This is a genomic window from Myxococcota bacterium, from assembly GCA_039030075.1.
GTDB lineage: Bacteria > Myxococcota_A > UBA9160 > UBA9160 > SMWR01 > JAHEJV01.
Genome location: JBCCEW010000037.1, coordinates 28,953 through 45,428, shown reverse-complemented (window position 1 = coordinate 45,428; position 16,476 = coordinate 28,953). Strand labels below are relative to the sequence as shown.

At 68.4% G+C, this 16,476-nt stretch carries 16 protein-coding genes; 5 read left to right on the top strand and 11 right to left on the bottom strand.

Annotated elements, in window-relative coordinates:
- A partial coding sequence (locus AAF430_25120; protein MEM7413538.1) for an ATP-binding protein occupies positions 1-228 on the bottom strand: 228 nt, incomplete at its 3' end.
- 121 nt (positions 229-349) lie between these two features.
- On the opposite strand from AAF430_25120, the gene AAF430_25115 reads away from it, so the two are divergent.
- Both AAF430_25115 and pyrC read left to right on the top strand, forming a co-directional pair.
- Entirely contained in the window at positions 350-3,058 is a 2,709-nt protein-coding gene (locus tag AAF430_25115; protein MEM7413537.1) for a LamG domain-containing protein, read from the top strand.
- 69 nt (positions 3,059-3,127) lie between these two features.
- Positions 3,128-4,171 (top strand): dihydroorotase, encoded by a 1,044-nt coding sequence (gene pyrC, locus AAF430_25110; protein MEM7413536.1) that lies wholly within the window; start codon positions 3,128-3,130, stop codon positions 4,169-4,171.
- 3 nt (positions 4,172-4,174) lie between these two features.
- On the opposite strand, the gene AAF430_25105 is transcribed toward pyrC, so the two are convergent.
- From AAF430_25105 to AAF430_25095, 3 genes are read right to left on the bottom strand one after another with little or no spacing between them, the layout of a single operon-like run.
- Complete coding sequence (locus AAF430_25105) at positions 4,175-5,770, bottom strand: FAD-dependent monooxygenase (protein ID MEM7413535.1); 1,596 nt, start codon at positions 5,768-5,770, stop codon at positions 4,175-4,177.
- A gap of 31 nt (positions 5,771-5,801) precedes the next feature.
- Entirely contained in the window at positions 5,802-6,572 is a 771-nt protein-coding gene (locus AAF430_25100; GenBank protein ID MEM7413534.1) for a glutathione S-transferase family protein, read from the bottom strand.
- A 9-nt stretch (positions 6,573-6,581) separates the two neighbouring features.
- Entirely contained in the window at positions 6,582-7,424 is an 843-nt protein-coding gene (locus AAF430_25095; GenBank protein ID MEM7413533.1) for an SDR family NAD(P)-dependent oxidoreductase, read from the bottom strand.
- Positions 7,425-7,552: 128 nt separating this feature from the next.
- Between AAF430_25095 and AAF430_25090 the strand changes: the two genes are divergently transcribed.
- The 3 genes from AAF430_25090 to AAF430_25080 are packed head-to-tail and all read left to right on the top strand — an operon-like array spanning position 7,553 to position 9,783.
- The gene (locus AAF430_25090) at positions 7,553-8,164 is read left to right on the top strand and encodes a TetR/AcrR family transcriptional regulator (GenBank protein ID MEM7413532.1); all 612 of its coding nucleotides are present in this window, start codon (positions 7,553-7,555) and stop codon (positions 8,162-8,164) included.
- Between the two features lie 46 nt (positions 8,165-8,210).
- On the top strand, positions 8,211-9,449 hold the full coding sequence (locus AAF430_25085) for a cytochrome P450 (protein MEM7413531.1): 1,239 nt from the start codon (positions 8,211-8,213) through the stop codon (positions 9,447-9,449).
- A gap of 55 nt (positions 9,450-9,504) precedes the next feature.
- On the top strand, positions 9,505-9,783 hold the full coding sequence (locus AAF430_25080) for a ubiquitin-like small modifier protein 1 (GenBank protein MEM7413530.1): 279 nt from the start codon (positions 9,505-9,507) through the stop codon (positions 9,781-9,783).
- A 39-nt stretch (positions 9,784-9,822) separates the two neighbouring features.
- On the opposite strand, the gene AAF430_25075 is transcribed toward AAF430_25080, so the two are convergent.
- From AAF430_25075 to AAF430_25045, 7 genes are all read right to left on the bottom strand, one after another.
- Entirely contained in the window at positions 9,823-11,637 is a 1,815-nt protein-coding gene (locus AAF430_25075) for an aldehyde ferredoxin oxidoreductase family protein (GenBank protein ID MEM7413529.1), read from the bottom strand.
- 87 nt (positions 11,638-11,724) lie between these two features.
- Entirely contained in the window at positions 11,725-12,426 is a 702-nt protein-coding gene (locus tag AAF430_25070) for an acetoacetate decarboxylase family protein (GenBank protein MEM7413528.1), read from the bottom strand.
- Positions 12,427-12,597: 171 nt separating this feature from the next.
- Positions 12,598-13,962, bottom strand: a complete 1,365-nt coding sequence (locus AAF430_25065) for an MFS transporter (protein ID MEM7413527.1) — start codon at positions 13,960-13,962, stop codon at positions 12,598-12,600.
- Between the two features lie 32 nt (positions 13,963-13,994).
- Entirely contained in the window at positions 13,995-14,801 is an 807-nt protein-coding gene (locus AAF430_25060) for an amidohydrolase family protein (GenBank protein MEM7413526.1), read from the bottom strand.
- A gap of 10 nt (positions 14,802-14,811) precedes the next feature.
- A complete protein-coding gene (locus AAF430_25055; protein ID MEM7413525.1) occupies positions 14,812-15,912 on the bottom strand; it encodes an amidohydrolase family protein in 1,101 nt (366 codons plus the stop codon).
- Complete coding sequence (locus tag AAF430_25050) at positions 15,905-16,126, bottom strand: hypothetical protein (protein MEM7413524.1); 222 nt, start codon at positions 16,124-16,126, stop codon at positions 15,905-15,907. The genes AAF430_25055 and AAF430_25050 overlap by 8 nt, the downstream gene beginning before the upstream one ends.
- A gap of 39 nt (positions 16,127-16,165) precedes the next feature.
- The gene (locus tag AAF430_25045) at positions 16,166-16,444 is read right to left on the bottom strand and encodes a hypothetical protein (protein MEM7413523.1); all 279 of its coding nucleotides are present in this window, start codon (positions 16,442-16,444) and stop codon (positions 16,166-16,168) included.
- Positions 16,445-16,476 lie beyond the last annotated feature (32 nt).

Sequence of the window (16,476 nt, the reverse complement as noted above, 5' to 3'; positions counted from 1 at the left end):
GTAGGAAGGCGCGCGGCCCGCCTCCCAGCCCCGCCCCCAGGCCACCCGGAGCGCGCTCGCCTCCGGGCTCTCGGCGAGCTCCCGGGCGAGGCGTGTCTTCCCGATCCCGGGATCTCCCTCGATCAGGCAGAGGCCCCCGATTCCGTCCCGCGCGAGGCGCTCGACGGCTCCGGCGAGGGCGGAGAGTTCTTCCCCTCGTCCGATGAAGCTTCGCGCGGCGTCGACCATGTCGAAGAGAGCTCTCCAGCGAGGGTTCGGGAGCGGCGCTCGCGCTTCGGGGCGGTGGATGAGCACCGATTGAGCGGCGTCTGAGCATTCTGCGGCCCCGTCGCGCACCTACGGTTCCCGCATGCAGGGTAGGCAACTCCGGTGGCAGCGGGCGGTGATCCTCGGGGTGGCACGGATCGGTGTGGCCGTGCTCGGGCTGACCGCGGCCGCGTCTGCCCAGAGCTGGCAGATCGACTACGACCCGGCCCTCGGGACCCTGCCGAGCGCCCAGGGGTTCTCCCACACGCTCCTCGATCCGGCACCGAGCGATGGATTGTCCGAGGCGAACTACAGCGTCGCCGGCGGCGTGCTGACCCAGGGCGACACGGGCGGCGCCACCGGCGACCCGGCGAATTCCCAGTACTACGCGATCACGCCGCCCGAGTTCGATTTCGAATCCGACGTGATCGTGATCGACCTCCGACTGAAGATCCTCTCCTCGACGACGGGGAGCTTCGGAGCCGGCTTCGGGGTGCGCGTGCGCGACGGCGTCGAGGCCTTCGACGCCTACTTCGGCGAAGCCAGCGTGTTCCTGCGCGGGATCACCGGTCAGGGAACCCACGCCTTCGATACCACGGCAGGTTTCGTCGACTATCAGGTTCGCGTCGACGAAGTCCGGGCATCGCTGCGAATCAACGGCACCGAGGTCACGAGCCTCGACCGGGACAAGTTCCGCTCGAACGGCAGCGCCACCGCCGTGCACTTCGGCGACCTCTCGACTCAGGACTCGGGCAGTGCCCAGATCGAGCACGTTCGCATCCGTCGCTTCAACGTTCCGGCCGCGTCGGTCCGCAACTACGAGACCGTGACCGTGGTCAGCGCGACCGACAGCAGCAGCACGAAGACCCTCACCGCCAGCTGTCCCGCCGGCACCCACGCGCTCGGCGGTGGCGCCGCCACGATCGGCGCCGACGGCGACGTCGCGATCACCGAGACGCGACCGACCGGAGGCCCGCCGACCACGAGCTGGACCGGCGGCGCGCGCGAGATCGTCGATACGAGCGCGAGCTGGCAGCTGCGCGTCGACGTTCTGTGTGGCGAGGTCTCGGGCTACGAGAACCTCACGCAGGTCTTCCCCCAATCGATCGACGCCCTGCAGGGCGACGGGTTCCACTGCCCGAACGGAAAGGTCCCGCTGGGAGGCGGCGGCCGTACGATCGGCGCCGATCTGCGCCAGGCCCTCGTCGGCAGCGGCTGGTTCGTGCCGCTCGGCTCCTTGGATCTCGCGATGGGCATCAGCGCGAAGGACTACGGGGTCGCCACCTCGAGCAGCGCGTGGGGCCTCGAAGTGGAGGCGATCTGCACCGACGCCATCATGCTCGAGCCGGTTCGCGTCGAGAGCGAACAGAGCCCGGCTTCCCCCAAGGACCTCAGCGTGAACTGTCCGTCCGGGAAGGTGCCCATCGGCGGCAGCGCGATCGTCCGCGGGTTCTCGACCGGCGAAGCCGCGCTGCGCATCAGCCGGCCGAAGGACGACGTGCTCGGCGGCCCCCCCGTCGGGTGGACCGCGCGCGCCCAGGTCGACACCGCTCCGCTCTGGAGCCTCGAGGTGTGGGCCCTCTGCGCACCGATCGCCGATCCCACGGTCAGCAAGACCGGCCTCGTCGGTCGCTGGAAGGGCGACGACGCGGGCGACGATTCCTGGGACATCGGCCACGGAACGCCGCGCAACGGCGTGACCTACGTGCCGAGCTTCCTGGGCGGCCAGGCCTTCTCCCTCGACGCCGCGGCCGACCAGTGGATCGAGGTGCCGAGCTACTTCGGTGGCGCCTTACCCAACTACGAGCTCTACCCCGAAGCCTCGTTCTCGGTCGAAGCCTGGTTCCAGACCGACACGCTGCAGCCCGGGGACGTCAGCGAGATCGTCAACCTCTACGACCTGGGAGGGCTCAACGGCGCAGGGGCCAACTACTCGCGTTGGGCGCTGCGGCTGCGGCCCGAGGGCTTCGGCTCGGGCTTCTTCGCCGACACCGTCGGTGTGGGTCGAACGGAACCCCCGCACGGGACCGCGGATCTGTCCGATGGGGCCCCCCACCACATCGTTCTCGTCCGCGATCTCGAGGACCGGCGCGCACGCCTCTACGTCGACGGGGTGTTCTCGGGGGAGAATCCGATCAGCTCGATGGGCAACGACGGCCCGCTCCAGCCGGGCAGCCCGTTCCCGGATCCCATGGCGATCGGTCTCTGGCGCCAGGGGGCTTCGACGAACCTCTTGCGTCCGTTCCACGGTCTCATCGACGACGTGAAGTTCTATCGCCGCGCCCTCGACGACGAAGAGATCGCGAACACGGCGGGCTGCACCCTTCCCCTCGTACCGCGGGTGTTGAACCTCGACGCCGCCCGCTTCGGCAGCCCCGCCGACGAAGATCACGGTCTCTGCGTCTTTCTCGAAGCCGGGGACTACCAATTGACCCTGGTGAGCGCCGCGGAAGACGCGGATGCCCGCTTCCTGGGCTGGTCGCCGGGTCCGGCCGCACTCTGGGGAACGGCGTATGCGGTGCGTCCGGAGCTGGACCCGGGCTTCGGTACCGGTCTCCCGGTCTCCGCGAGTAGCGCCCAGCAGGCGTTCGACGGGACCTCCTCGAAGCAGGTCGCGTTCACCCTGACGCAGCCACAGCGCGTCCACTTCTCGCTCGTCGAAGACCAGGTCCTCGACAACCGCGGCGGGGTTTCGATCCGACTCGAAACCCTGCCCGAGCCGGACGCCGGGGTGCTGCTTGTCGCCGGTTTCGCGCTGACGAGGCTGCTGGGTCGCCGGCGGGAGCACCAACGGTCGACCCGGTCGGGATGAAGGCGCCGCGGGCCGCGGGTATGCTCGCCGCGCCTCGCGTTCGAGCGGGGAACCGGAGCCACCCGCACCGTGCCCGAGAGCCCGACCTCCCTCGAGATCACCCGACCCGACGACTGGCACCTGCACCTGCGGGACGGCGACCTCCTGGAGCGGGTGGTCCCCGCGACCGCGCGTCGCTTCGGGCGTGCGATCGTGATGCCCAACCTGGTGCCCGCCGTCACGACCGTCGAGCGCGCCCTCGCCTACCGCGATCGGATCCTCGCCGCGTGTCCTGCGGACGCATCCTTCGAGCCACTGATGACCCTCTACCTCACCGACGAGACGCCGGTGTCCGAGGTGGAGGCCGCCGCAAAGTCGCCGCACATCGCCGGGGTGAAGGTGTATCCGCGGGGCGCGACCACCCACTCTTCGGAGGGGGTGTCGGACCTCGTCGCGCTCGGAACGGTCCTCGAGGCCATGGCCGCGTCGGGTCTACCGCTCCTCGTCCACGGCGAGACGACCGCACCCGAAACCGACGTCTTCGACCGGGAGCGCGTCTACCTCGAAGAGACCCTCTCGACGGTGATCGACCGCTACCCGGCGCTGCGCGTCGTGTTCGAACACATCACGACGCGCGAGGCGGCGAAGTTCGTGCGGGCTGCGCCCGCGCGTGTCGCGGCCACGATCACGCCCCAGCACCTGCTCCTGAACCGCAACGCCCTGTTCGCGGGGGGGCTGCGGCCGCACCACTACTGTCTGCCCGTCTTGAAGCGGGAGCACGACCGCCAGGCGCTGCTCGCCGCCGCGACCTCGGGCGACCCGAGCTTCTTCCTCGGCACCGACAGCGCGCCGCACCTCCGCCATGCGAAGGAGTCGGACTGCGGCTGCGCGGGGATTTACAGCGCTCCCATCGCGCTCGAAGCCTACGCCGAAGCCTTCGCCTCGGCGGGAGCCCTGGACCGCCTCGAAGGTTTCGCGAGCCACTTCGGCGCCGACTTCTACGGGTTGCCTCGGAACCCGGGCCGCGTGCGCCTCGTCGCGGAGCCCTGGTCGCCCCCCGAATGGGACGGAGAGGGCGCGGCGGCCCTGCGGATCTTCCTGGGCGGTGAGACCCTCCGCTACCGCGTGGCCTAGCCCCTACCCCAGCGGCAGGCGCTCGGACAGACGGGCGAGTCGTTGGGCCTCGGCGACTGCGCCATCCCCCCAGTGGTCGGCGATGATGCCGTCGGGCCGCACGAGCACGAGGACGTCATTGGCGTAGGGCGCTTCCTTCGGCATCTCGGGAAGGATCTCGATCGAGAGGGGCAGCTCGGTTCGGGCGAGCGCCTCGACGCAATCGGCCCAGGGCTTCGCGTCGACCCGAGCGCCGAGGACGAGCACGTAGCCCGCACCGAAGCGGTCGAGCAGCGACGTCGACTCGGCTGCGTCCACCCAGACGTGCGGTGCACGGCGCCCGGCACGGACGACCGGAACGAAATCCGTGATCGGGTCTTCCACGGTCGGCGGAGGCGCGGCTTCCGTCGCGATCCAATCCGACTTCAGCTCGAAGCCGAGGAGCGCGCCGTCGTAGTTGCCGTAGTAGCGCGTCGCGTGGACGTCTTCGCGAACATCCTCGCCACCCGTCGCCTTGAACATCATCGGGATCATGGCGCGGGTGATCGTCACGCCCACGTCGATCCGCGACAGGGCCAAGGGCTTGTGCTCCTCCTGGTAGCTCTCGAGCAGGCTCGCCGGCGAGATGCCGCGCAGGACGAAGGCGAGCTTCCAGGCGAGGTTCCGGATCCCCGCGAAGCCGGTGTTGTTTCCCAGCCCACCGGTCGGGACGGCCACATGCGCCGCGTCTCCCGCGATGAAGATGCGCCCCTTCGAGAAATGCGAGGTGCACCCGGGCGTCGGCTGCCAGAGCGAGAGGCTCGTAATCTGGATCGGGACGTCGTCGGTGGTGCCCAATGCCTCCTTGATCCGCTCGATCGTCTCGGCCTCGGAGAGCAACTCCGGCGTCGGAATGTTCACCTGGCAACGCCAGCGCCGCACGCCGTCGAGGGGCTGGAAGATCACGGCGATGCCGGGCCGTGGCGTCGCGTAGAGGAGCGCGCCCTTGCGATCCCCCACGTACTTCGAGAGATCGGCGTCGAAGATGACGTCCTGGGAGTGGATCGCCATCGGGTCGCTCTCGAGCGCACTGCCGATCACCGCCCGCGTCGACGTCGAGGGCCCGTCGGCTCCGATCGTGTAGTCCGCAACGACCTCCTCTTCTTCGCCGGTCTCGTGCTGATGGATTCGCAGCCGCGTCTCGTCCGCCATCTGCTCCAGGTCGCGTGCTTCGGTGTGGAATCGCAGGTCGATGTTCGGGTCGGCGCGGACCTTCGCGATCAGAGCGGCTTCCACGTGGTCCTGGGCCGTCATGACGGGCAGGCACGGGCTCGTCGAACGCGGAACGCTGTGGAAGGTCGGGCTCGGGATCCGGGCGTATTCTCGGTCGGCGAGCGTGAACGCCCAGCGGTCGACCTCGGTCCAGTCGGGCCCGAGGCCCGTCGCCTCGACCTCCTTCTCGACGCCGAGCTCGCGCAGCAGCTCCATCGTGTTCGTGTCGACGAAGCGCGAGCGCGGATGGGTGTTGAGCGCCCCCCGGCGCTCGAGCAGCAGCGTCCGGATGCCGAAGCGCGAGAGCAGCAGCGCTCCCGTCAACCCGATCGGGCCGCAACCGATGATGCAAACGGGAACGCGGATCATGGGGTCTCCTGCCTTCGGGTGTCGCTCGGGCTCAACGCACGGACGCGGCGCGGCCGGGCATCGGCCGCTCCGCCAGCGGCGCAGCGAGATCGAGCGAGCTTCGCTCCTTGCCCGGCGGCACCGCGCCGTTGTAGGAGCCGATCGTGTAGTCCTCGTAGAGCTTGATCAGATCGGGAATCGACTCGGCCGTCTTCTGGACCACCGGCAGGGCGAGCATCGCGTCGCGCCAGCGGATCACGCGATCGAACGCGCCGCTCTCGGGAAGCTCGAAGTCCTGGTAGTAGCGAACGACTTCGTAGCGCAGCAGGAAGGGCGCGATCGCGACCTCGGGGACGCCGAACTCGCCGTTGATGAAGGGCGTGCCGCTCGAAGGCGTCACGAGGAAGTCCTCCAGCCAGCGAAAGGTCTCGAGCGCGGCGGCGATGCGCTGCTCCCGTTCGTCCGGCGTGCGCGCCGCGAGCAGCAGGTACATCGCGGGTAGGAAACGGCTGTCGACGTACTTGACGAACCCGCGCTGGCGCGCCCGTTCGACCGCCGAGGTGCCGAAGGGCAACGGCGACGGCGCGATCTCCTGCAGGTACTCGGAGACGACGCTCGAGTCGGAGACGACGTCGTCACCGCGGACGATCACGGGCACCTGTCCCGCCGGATTCAAGGCCAGGAACCAGTCCGGGCGCGGCGCACAGATGTCGAGATCCTCGAGCACGTAGGGGAGCTCCAGCAACTCCAGATGGATCCGCGTGCGCTGGGCGAACGGGCAGATCATCATGCTGTAGAGCTGGATCGGAGCCGTGCCTTGCATGCCCGCCCCTCAGCGCTTCATGAACGCTTCGAACTCCGCTTCGAAGGCGGGGTTCCAGCGCGAGAGAGCCGGCCGGTTCTCGATCATGTCGTAGGTGTTCCAGAGGATGCGCTTCTCGTCCATCTCCCGCGTCACGTCGTTGTCGGGGCACAGGATGTAGAAGTCACCGCGCTCGAGCGACGTGAAGAGGAAGTCGGCCACCTGCTCGGGCAGCCAGGCGCTCGGCGGCTTCTCCTTGAGGAAGCGCTGGATCATCCCGGTGTAGGTGAAGCCGGGGACGAGGAGATGCGCAGAGACGCGACCTTCCGTCTGCTGATGCAGCGTGTGGGCCAACCCCTCGGTGAGGCTCTTGATGCCGCTCTTGCTCACGTTGTACGCGGTATCGCCCGGAGGCTGGGTGATGCCCTGCTTCGAGCCGGTATTGATCACGAGGCCCGGGCGATCACTGGCCACCATCTCGGGAACGAAACGCTGTACCCCGTGGATCACGCCGAACAGATTCACGCCGAGGACCCGCTGCCAACCCTCGGGGTTCGAGAGCGCGTCACCCCCGCCGCCGACGCCCGCGTTGTTCATCAGAACCGACACGGGGCCCAGCCGGTCGGCCACCCGGTTGGCGAGCGCATCCACCGAAGCGGCGTCCGACACGTCGACCGACTCGGTGAGCACCTCGCCTACCGCGCCCAGTCGGTCCGCGGCCGCCGAAAGCGCCTCTTCGTCGCGGTCGGCGACGCAGACGCGGAGCCCCTCGCGGACGAGACGTTCCGCGGTGGCGAGGCCGATGCCGCTGGCACCGCCGGTGATGACGGCGACGTGGCCGACGGCGATCGCGGGATGAACGGAGCTGGACATGGCGGTCCCTTTCCTGTTTTGGGCCCAAGGTCGGTCTGGGCGCCCAGGGCGCGTGGGCGCGCTGGATCGAATCAGTGTTGACAATGTTAATTTAACAATGATATCCATTCGGGGTCAACGGAGAATCCATGGCCAGACCCCAGCGCACCGAGAGCGAAGTCGAGGCGTTCCGCGAAACCGCCGCCGCCGCCGCGCTCGAACTCGTGGAAGAAGACGGAGTCGCGAGCCTCACCCTGCGTCGCCTCGCGAAGCGCCTGGGCTGCAGCTACGCCAAGCCTTACCGCTACTACCAGGACAAGTCGCATCTGGTCGATGCCGTGCGCGGGCAGGGATTCGATCGCCTGGCCAGCTTCTTCCACGACTACCCGGACGATGCGCACGGCACGCCCTACTTCGGCACCGCCTATCTGCGCTTCGCCTTCGAGAACCCGGAAACGTTCCGGATCATGTTCGAGATGCGGCAGGACGTCGTGTCGGACGCGACCCGCGCCGCGCAGCAACGCGCGTGGGAGGCCTGCTCCGCACCGATCCGTCGGCTCGTCGAACAGGGGCACCTCGAGGGCGACCCCGAACTGATCGCCCACGTCACGTGGGCCGCCCTGCAGGGGCTCGCCTCCCTGGCCCTCGCGAACCAGCTCTATCTGGGGAAGTCGGTCGAGGAGATCGCGGTGGGCATGCAGAGCATCCTGCGCGGCTTCCTTCCCGGAGCGGCCTCCCGCCCCCTGCCCTGGACGAACTGACCGACGCGCACGCGTCTTTCCTCTCCAACCCCCAAGGAGTCCGACCATGAAGCCCGGAGACGTCGATCTCGCCGATCCGCACAACGTCGCGCGCCACGAAGGCGCACCCGTCGAGTACTTCGAAGCCCTGCGGCGCGAAGACCCGGTCCATTGGAACGAGCTGACGGATGCCGGGCGCATGGAGCGCCCCTCCATGCAACGTGGCTTCTGGGTCCTCACGAAGTACGACGACGTCGTGCGGGCGTCCAAGGACTACGAGTCCTTCTCGTCACACCTCGGGGGCCCCGTGCTCTGGGACCTCGAGAACGTCGAGGGCGCCCTCGACAACCAGCGCGCCGGCATGATGGGCATGGACCCCCCGGACAGCTCCCGCTATCGCAAGCTGATCGCACCGCCCTTCACGCCCCGGAATACCGACAAGCTCGAGCCCATCATCGCCGCCAAGGCGAAGGAGATCGTCGACGGCATCGCCTCGAAGGGCCGCTGCGACTTCGTGATGGACCTGAGCTGGGATCTCCCGATCCAGATGATGTGCGAGTTCATGGGGGTTCCCTTCGAGGATCGAGCGCTGATCTTCGACCTCTCGACCGCCGCTGCGACGCCCGAGGGAAAGACCGCCGAGGAGCACCAGGGAGCCGTGGGGGGGTTGGCGATGTACGCGCTCAATCTCGCCGCGAAGAAGCGAGACCACCCCGACGACGGTCTCGTGAGCCGCTACGCGAACGGCGAGGTCGAAGGCTCCGAGCTCAGCGACCTGGAGATTGCCCAGTTCTTCACCACGCTCTCGATCGCCTCCCATGAAACGACGCGCAACACGTCGAACCACTTCATGCGGCTGCTCTCGAAGCATCCCGACCAGCGGGAGCTGCTCATGAGCGACCTCGAAGGGCTGCTCCCCAACGCAATCGAAGAAACCCTGCGCCACTCGCCTCCGGTGATGCAGTTCCGACGTACCGTGGCCCAGGATCTCGAGCTCCGGGGGAAGAAGCTGCGCAAGGGCGACAAGGTCTACCTGTCCTACGTGTCGGCCAACCGCGACGAGGACGTCTTCCCGGACCCGAGCCGCTACGACATCACGCGCGAGAACGCGAAGGAACATCTCGCCTTCGGCAGCGGCAACCACTTCTGTCTCGGCGCGCGCCTGGCGCGCATGCAGCTCCGCGTGCTCTTCACCGAGATCCTGACGAGGCTGCCGGACATCCGCGTCGTCGGGCCGCCCGAGCGCCTCACCACGGTCTGGTTCGACGCCATCCAGAAGATGGAAGTCGAGTACACGCCGCGCTGATCCACCATCGAAGCCACCGGACGGGGGCACGAGCGACCTGGTCTACACTCGCCCCATGCGGGTCAGCTTCTTCGCCACCCTGCGCAAGATCGTGGGACAGAAGCACGTCGAGGTCTCGGTCCCCGAGTCGTGCTCCCTGCGCGCCGTCGTCGACGCGGTGGTCGCGGCCTACCCGGACCTCGCCGCAGAAGTCCTGGACGACGACGGGCAACTGAATCGCTACGTGCACGTCTTCGTCGACGGGCGCAGCTCGAAGTACCTCGTCGACGGCCTCGACACGATCGTCGACACGCATCACACGATCGAGTTCATCCCGGCGGTCGCCGGGGGCTAGCCGTAACGGGCTCCGGACGAGGCTGGCAGCGACCGCCGACTACGGGATCTGGAGCTCGGCGAGCTTCGCGGCCGGCACGACCCCGTCTTCCCAGCCGCGCACGGCGTAGTACTCGACGAGCATCTGGTCGAGTTCGGAGACGTGCCCCTTGGATCCGGCGAGGGTGGACGCCTCTTCGGTGAACCGCTTCGGGAGCGTGTCGCTCCCCGCACCGAAGCCGGCGAGGTTGTTGTAGTAGCGCTCGAGGTTGTAGACGCGCTCGCCCGCCTTCATGACGTCGTCCGCCGTGCATTCGATTCCCATCGCCGCGCTCCATTGGACCGCGTACTCGTCGGCTCCCTGGGCGAAGGCGCTGAACTTGCAGAGGTCCAGACTGTCCGAGAAGGCAGCGAGGTCCTGGAAGATGCGGACGAGCTCGCCCTTCCCCTTCCACTCGAGCGGGTCGGCCTCGATGTCGACCACGCCCAGCTCGGCCGCGGCGACGTAGGCCCGCAGGTGGCAGGCGCCGCGATTGCTGGTGGCGTAGCCGAGGCCCATGCCCTTCAAACCGCGCGGGTCGTAGGCCGGCACCGCCTGGCCCTTCACCGCCATCGCCGCCTCGGGGCGTCCGAGGTTGCGGGCCGCGATCACGGCGCCATCGGCGAGCTGGTCGCCGATCCCCTGACGCAGGGCGAGCTTCTCGGTCAGATCGACCATGGCGTCGTCGTCGCCCCACGCGAGCGATTCGCCGTTGGTCAGCCCGGCCTCGCTGCACTCCATCAAGACCGAGTAGACGTTGCCCAGCTCGATCGGGTCGAGGCCGTAGTCGTTGCACTGGTCGATCAGCTTCGCGACCGAACGGACGTCGTCGACGTCGCAGTTGGCGCCGAGCGCCCAGGCCGGCTCGTACTCGACGCTCTCCATCTTGAGGCCCTTCCAGCGGCCGTCGGTGATCTCGACCTCCTTCTTGCAGGCGACCGGACACGCATGGCAGGTCGGGTTCCCGGAGAGCAGGTGCTCTTCGACGTACTCGCCCGACAGGGTTTCCGCCCGCTCACCGAAGGAAGTCAGCTGGCTGTTCCGCACCCCGAGCGCGCCGATGCTGTTGGTCACGTTCATGAGCACGTTCGTGCCGTAGAGAGAGAGGCCGCCCTTCCGCGGACTCGTGATGTTCTTCTCGTCGCGGATCGTGTCGAGCGCGAGCTTTCGCGCGCCGGTCCACTGCTGCTTGTCGGGCACGGTGCTCTTCTTGTGGGCCGCGCGGACGACGATGGCCTTCAGATTCTTGCTGCCGCCAACGGCGCCGGTGCCGCCGCGACCGAAGGCGCGATCGTCCTCGTTGACCCAGACCGCGAAGCGCGAGAGGTTCTCGCCGGCCTGACCGATCGCATTCACCGAGAGGTTCTTCGCCCCGTAGCGTTCCTGGTAGAAGGAGACGGTTTCGTGGATGCCCTTCCCCCAGCTGTCGCTCGCGTCGCGGATGGAGATCTCGCCGTCTTCGATGAATACGTAGACCGGCGTCTCGGCCTTCCCCTCGAAGACGAGGCCATCGAAGCCGGCCCAGCGCACGCGCGCGGCGCTCCAGCCGCCCTGGTGGCTGTCGGTGACCGTGTTCGTGAGCGGCGACTTCGTCACCGCGGCCCAGCGGCCACTCATGCTGGTCTCGCTGCCCGAGAGCGGACCGTTCATGAAGCAGAGGATGTTCTCTGGCGAGAGCGGGTCGACGTCCGCGCCGTTCTCGAGCACGTAGCGCACGCCGAGACCGCGGCCGCCGATGTACTTCTGGACCCAGCCTTCCGGCGCCGGCCGCTTCTCGACCGTCCCCGCTGTGAGGTTGATGTGGGCGATGTCGCGCCCGAAGGTGCGTGCGTCCATGGTCCTGTCCCTCTCTGGTAGCTGCCTTCATGGGTAGCTGGGAATGCTGCGAACGGTGACGGCCCGCCCTGATCGTGTCGGTGCCGTCTAGAGCTTCTCGCTCTGGCCGAAACTCCCGCGCATGTGCTCCGACCAGGCGGAGAGCACCGGCGTGGCACCCTCGAGGCCGAGCGAGCGCAGCTCGTCGGAGAGAGGGTGGGTCCCCAACTCGAGCACCACGCCCTCACCGCCCGGAATCGTCTGTTCGCCGGAACCACCGCGGGTGAATTCGTTCTTGTGGGGAATGCCTTCGATCATCGTGTAGCCGGTCGCCGCCGTGTCATCGGTGGTGCCATCGCCGCCGCGGGGCACGGTGAGCGTCAGCACGTGCCGGCCGCCCATCGACAGCCGGCAGGTGGCGCTCGTCTCGGCGTAGTTGAAATCGATCTCTTCCACCGTCTTCGGGAAGCCCCAGATCTCGACCCCGGCTTCGCAGGTGAAGCCCTGGTTCACGGGGAGCTTGTAGATGTACGAGCCCATCTCGGCGTCGGGCTGGCCCGCCGGGCGCACGAAGAAGACGATGCCCACTTCGTCGTAGTCGCCGAGGTCGTTGTCGCGATAGTCGACGATCACGACCGTCGCCTGGGTCTGGCCCGGAGCGGCTTCCACCACCTCGAATGCGCTCGGGACGAGCTTCTGGGCCGCCGCCGCATCGACCATGTAGAGGGCGGTCCCCGACGATGCATCGCGCACCACGCAGGGGATGCGCACGGTCTGACCTTGAATCGTGTACTCGGCGGCAGGGCTCATCGAAGTTCTCCGGGTTCTGGGTTGGGGGAGCTGGCGGCAGGGTTCTAAAGCGCACAGCAAGGTAGCACCCGCGGCTGTCGCGAATGCGCATGAAGACGACGACACTCCGCCTGATGCAGCGCGTCAAAACGCGCGCAGCGGGACTGGACCGCGTGTCGCGGGCCGCTGCGACTACACATTCGCGGCCCTCACCCGGTCCATGTCGCGCCCGACGCTGTTCGCGCCGAGGAAGCAGACCAGCACGCCGAAGAGTGGCGCGAGGGTGGGTACGAGGAGCGAGTAGCGCAGTGCTTCATGGGCGAACCGCGCAGTGAACGCATCCGAGACCGCTCCGACGAGCAAGGGTCCCGCCGTCAGGCCGACGAGCGTACTGATCAACGAGGACACCGCGGCTGCGAACGCGCGCATGCGTAGCGGGGCGACGCCCTGGATCGTCGCGATGAAGGGCGCGGTGAAGAACGATCCCAGAATCGAACCGACGAAGCTGAGCACGAAGGCGACCGGCAACGCCTGGAGCCCGGCGATCGTCAGGAACCCCGGCAGCGGGATCGTGTCGTCCACGGGCCAGAGAAGAAACGCGACCAGGAGCGGCACACTCGCCAGCTGACCCAGCGCCGGCACCCACATGTAGTAGCGGCTGTCGCGACGCCCGAAGTGGTCGGCGAGGGTGCCGCCGAGGAAGATCCCGAACATCGACGGCACCGGGCTCGTGAGGAAGTACCAGGTGCCGGCCGTGAACTCGGTGAGGCCATAGCTGCGGATCAGGAACGAGGGCTCCCACAGGTTCCGCCCCATCGCGGCGAACAGGGCGAAGGCGTTGGCGAGCAGGATGAAGCGGTAGGTCCGCGAGCCCATCAGGAACTGGAGGGCGGGCAGGAACTCGGGGTTCTGGGCGGCACTGCGGCCCTCGTTCGCACCTCGCACCGGCTCGCGGATCGTGAGCCGGAACAGGATCGCGAGGGCGATGCCCGGCAGGCCGGCCGCGAGAAACGCCACGCGCCAACCGTGGAGCTCCTCGATCCAGCCACCGAAGATCATGCCGATGCCCATCCCGGTGACGGCGCCGATCGAGATCACCGACATGCCCCGCGCACGCGCGGCGGGCGACAGGATGTCCGAGAGCATCGAGACACTGGGTGCGGTGGCTCCCGCCTCGCCGACGCCCACGCCCATCCGCATCAGGAAGATCTGCCAGTAGCTCTGCGCGAGCGCGGTGCCCGCCGTGAAGCCGCTCCAGACGAACAGGCAGACGGCGACGATCGTGCGGCGCACGCCCCCCGCGTCGGCGTAGCGGCCGAGAGGCAGGGCAAGGACCGAGTAGACCAGCGCGAAGGCCGGCCCGAGGAGCCAGCCCATCTGGGTGTCGTTGAGCTGGAACTCGGCCTGGATCGGACGCACGAGAATCGAGAGGATCGTGCGATCGACGTTGTTGAAGATCATCACCAGGAAGACCATCCACAGCACGTAGGCCGTGTTGAGACGCGAGGGCGGCTTCGGGTCGCCTGCGCGCTGTCGATCTTCCGCCTGGGTATCCACGCGTCCTCCGGGGTTGGCTTCGACCCGCCCCGCTAGCGAAGGCTCGGCCAGACCGAGCGCGGCGTCGAGACGAAGCAACGTTCGCGTTCGGACGACGTCAGGCCTGCAAAGCAGCGTTCCGCAAGGGAGACCAGCGCCCGGTAGGGACGGTCATGGGTCTGGCAGAAGTCGGACCCCCACATGACGCGCTCGGCTCCGAAGCGCCCCACCAGGGTGGTTACGAAGGCCTCGGCGCCCTCCCCGGCCGACTCGAGCACGACCGACGACACCTTGCACAGGAGGTTCGCCTCTGCGGCCAGCGCGAAGAGCGGCTCTGGCGCACTTGCTTCCGGAAACCCGCAGTGATCGAGGGACACGCGCACTTCGGGAAACCGCCGCAGTACGTCGCGGAGCTCGCCGAGCTGGTGGGGAAAGATCGTCACGATCACGTGGATGCCGAGTGCGGCCGCCTCTTCCCAGAGCGGGAAGGTGCGCGAATCGACCAGCCAGGACGGCGCCTCGCGCGCGAGGGCGAAGAGCCGCACGCCGTGCATGCCGCGGTCGCGCACCCAATGGCGCAGCGTGTCGACCGCCGCGTCAGCAGTGGCGTCGATGCAGCAGGCGCTCGCGAAACGAGCCGGTTGGGACTGCGCCGCGTCTGCCGCATACGCGTTGTCGTAGCTGTAGGCGCCCACCGCCTGCACCAACACGGCCTGTTCGACCCCGGCGTCGTCCATGCAGGCCGCCAGCTCCTCGGCGGTGTGGGGCGCCTCCAGATACCACGGCCCCGACAGCGGGCGAGGGTCGAGGGGGTAGCGCCCGTGGTCCGCCGCGATCACGTGGGTGTGGGTATCGATCACGCGATCAGGCTCACGCAGGCGGCTCCAGGGAGTAGAGCTTCGCCGCGTTCGCGGAGAAGAGCCGCTGCTTCACCCGATCGCTCAGGTCGCTGCGCTTCTCGAGAATGCTCACCGAGTCGGGAAACGCGCAATCGAAGTGACAGTAGTCCGAGGAGTAGCAGACGATGTCCTCCGCCACGCTCTCGAACACGTAGGGAACCATCTTCTCGTCGGGCTCGGTGGTCAGGAAGCAGCGCCCGAGGAAGTACTCGGACGGGGGTCGATCGATCCCGGGCGCCTGGTCGGGCATCAGCTCCCAGTGCTCGTCGAGACGTTCGAGCCAGAAGGGCAACCAGCCCACCCCCGCCTCGAGGAAGCCGACTCGCAGCTCGGGGAAGCGGGCCAGGATCCCGCCCACCGTGAAGTTGAACACGGCCTGCATGGCGCCGAGCGGATGGGTGAGGGCGTGCACGCCCAGGCGGGTGTCGAAGCGATCGATGGCGAAGGGCGTCTGACCCGGCGCCTGGCCGCCGCCGTGGGTACACACGGCCACGCCGTAGCGCTGAGCGGTCTCCCAGACGACGTCGAAGCTCGGGTCGTCCAGATTCTTGTCGCGGATGTGGGTCGCGGTCACCATGCCGACGAACCCGTGGAGGGTGACGCAGCGCTCGAGCTCTTCGGCGGCCGCCGACGGTTCCATCATGGGGAGCTTCGCGACGAGCTTGAGACGCTCGGGCGCAACGCTCGCGTACTCGGCCCGGGCATCGTTCAGCGTCTGGCAGAGCGCCACGGCAAAGTCCACGTCGTCCATCGCCCACTCCTCTCCGGAGCCGGGCGGAAAGAGCACCGCGACGTCGATGCCTTCGAGATCCATGTCCGGCAGACGCTTCTCCGCGTCGAACATGCCCGGCTGGGTGGGCACCGCGAACTCCAGATCGTCCTCGCCGGGAATCGCCGGGCTCGCGTCCGCGGCACGCTGGCCCGCGCCCGGGACGCTCGCGTACTGGGCGCGCATGCTCGCGACGTAGTCGCGCATCGTCGCAGTGAACTTCCCCGGGATTCGCCGGCGCCAGCCCAGCGGCTCGCCGCCGTGCCCATCCGCATCGATTACGTAGTGCCCGAACCTACCCATCGTTTCCTCCCACGCGGCCGAGGAGCCGCTGCATCACACCGTCCGTCGCCGACTCGGCGCGCCTGCGCAGTGCCTCCTCGGGGACGCCTCCCACCGGATGCGCGACCTCCACCAGGCGCGCGTCATCGAGCCCGATCTCCTGGCCCGACTGCCGGGCGAGATCCGCGAACCGCTCGGTCGCTACGACCACCGTGGGTCGACCGAGGGCTTCCAACCGTGCCGTGTCGTGGAGACTCCACGACGTGCACGAGCCTCAATCGGCCAGCCCCGTCAGCACGAGGTCCGCGCCGTCGGCGATCTCGCCGAGCAATCCCTCTTCGCAGGGGGTCGCGGCCGTGCGCTTGCGGTGTAGGCCCACGAACTCGACGCCCGCGCGCTCGACCAGCCGCTCGGCGATGCGCGTCATCACGAGCGCCGCCCCGGGCTTGCCGTTGTCGAGCACCGCGATGCGTCGGCCGGCGAGTTGCGCGGGCGGCGCTGCGAGTACGACCCCGCGCGTCCCCACCGTGCCTTCGGGAGACAGGATCTTCATGGAGGCTCCTCTCGGACCGTTGCGCGGTCCGT

What these genes read in the sequence shown, in the direction of transcription:
- AAF430_25115 (MEM7413537.1), top strand. Translation starts at nt 350, where the DNA reads ATGCAGGGTAGGCAACTCCGGTGGCAGCGGGCGGTGATCCTCGGGGTG.
- AAF430_25105 (MEM7413535.1), bottom strand. Translation starts at nt 5,770, where the DNA reads ATGATCCGCGTTCCCGTTTGCATCATCGGTTGCGGCCCGATCGGGTTG.
- AAF430_25100 (MEM7413534.1), bottom strand. Translation starts at nt 6,572, where the DNA reads ATGCAAGGCACGGCTCCGATCCAGCTCTACAGCATGATGATCTGCCCG.
- AAF430_25095 (MEM7413533.1), bottom strand. Translation starts at nt 7,424, where the DNA reads ATGTCCAGCTCCGTTCATCCCGCGATCGCCGTCGGCCACGTCGCCGTC.
- AAF430_25090 (MEM7413532.1), top strand. Translation starts at nt 7,553, where the DNA reads ATGGCCAGACCCCAGCGCACCGAGAGCGAAGTCGAGGCGTTCCGCGAA.
- AAF430_25085 (MEM7413531.1), top strand. Translation starts at nt 8,211, where the DNA reads ATGAAGCCCGGAGACGTCGATCTCGCCGATCCGCACAACGTCGCGCGC.
- AAF430_25080 (MEM7413530.1), top strand. Translation starts at nt 9,505, where the DNA reads ATGCGGGTCAGCTTCTTCGCCACCCTGCGCAAGATCGTGGGACAGAAG.
- AAF430_25075 (MEM7413529.1), bottom strand. Translation starts at nt 11,637, where the DNA reads ATGGACGCACGCACCTTCGGGCGCGACATCGCCCACATCAACCTCACA.
- AAF430_25070 (MEM7413528.1), bottom strand. Translation starts at nt 12,426, where the DNA reads ATGAGCCCTGCCGCCGAGTACACGATTCAAGGTCAGACCGTGCGCATC.
- AAF430_25055 (MEM7413525.1), bottom strand. Translation starts at nt 15,912, where the DNA reads ATGGGTAGGTTCGGGCACTACGTAATCGATGCGGATGGGCACGGCGGC.
- AAF430_25045 (MEM7413523.1), bottom strand. Translation starts at nt 16,444, where the DNA reads ATGAAGATCCTGTCTCCCGAAGGCACGGTGGGGACGCGCGGGGTCGTA.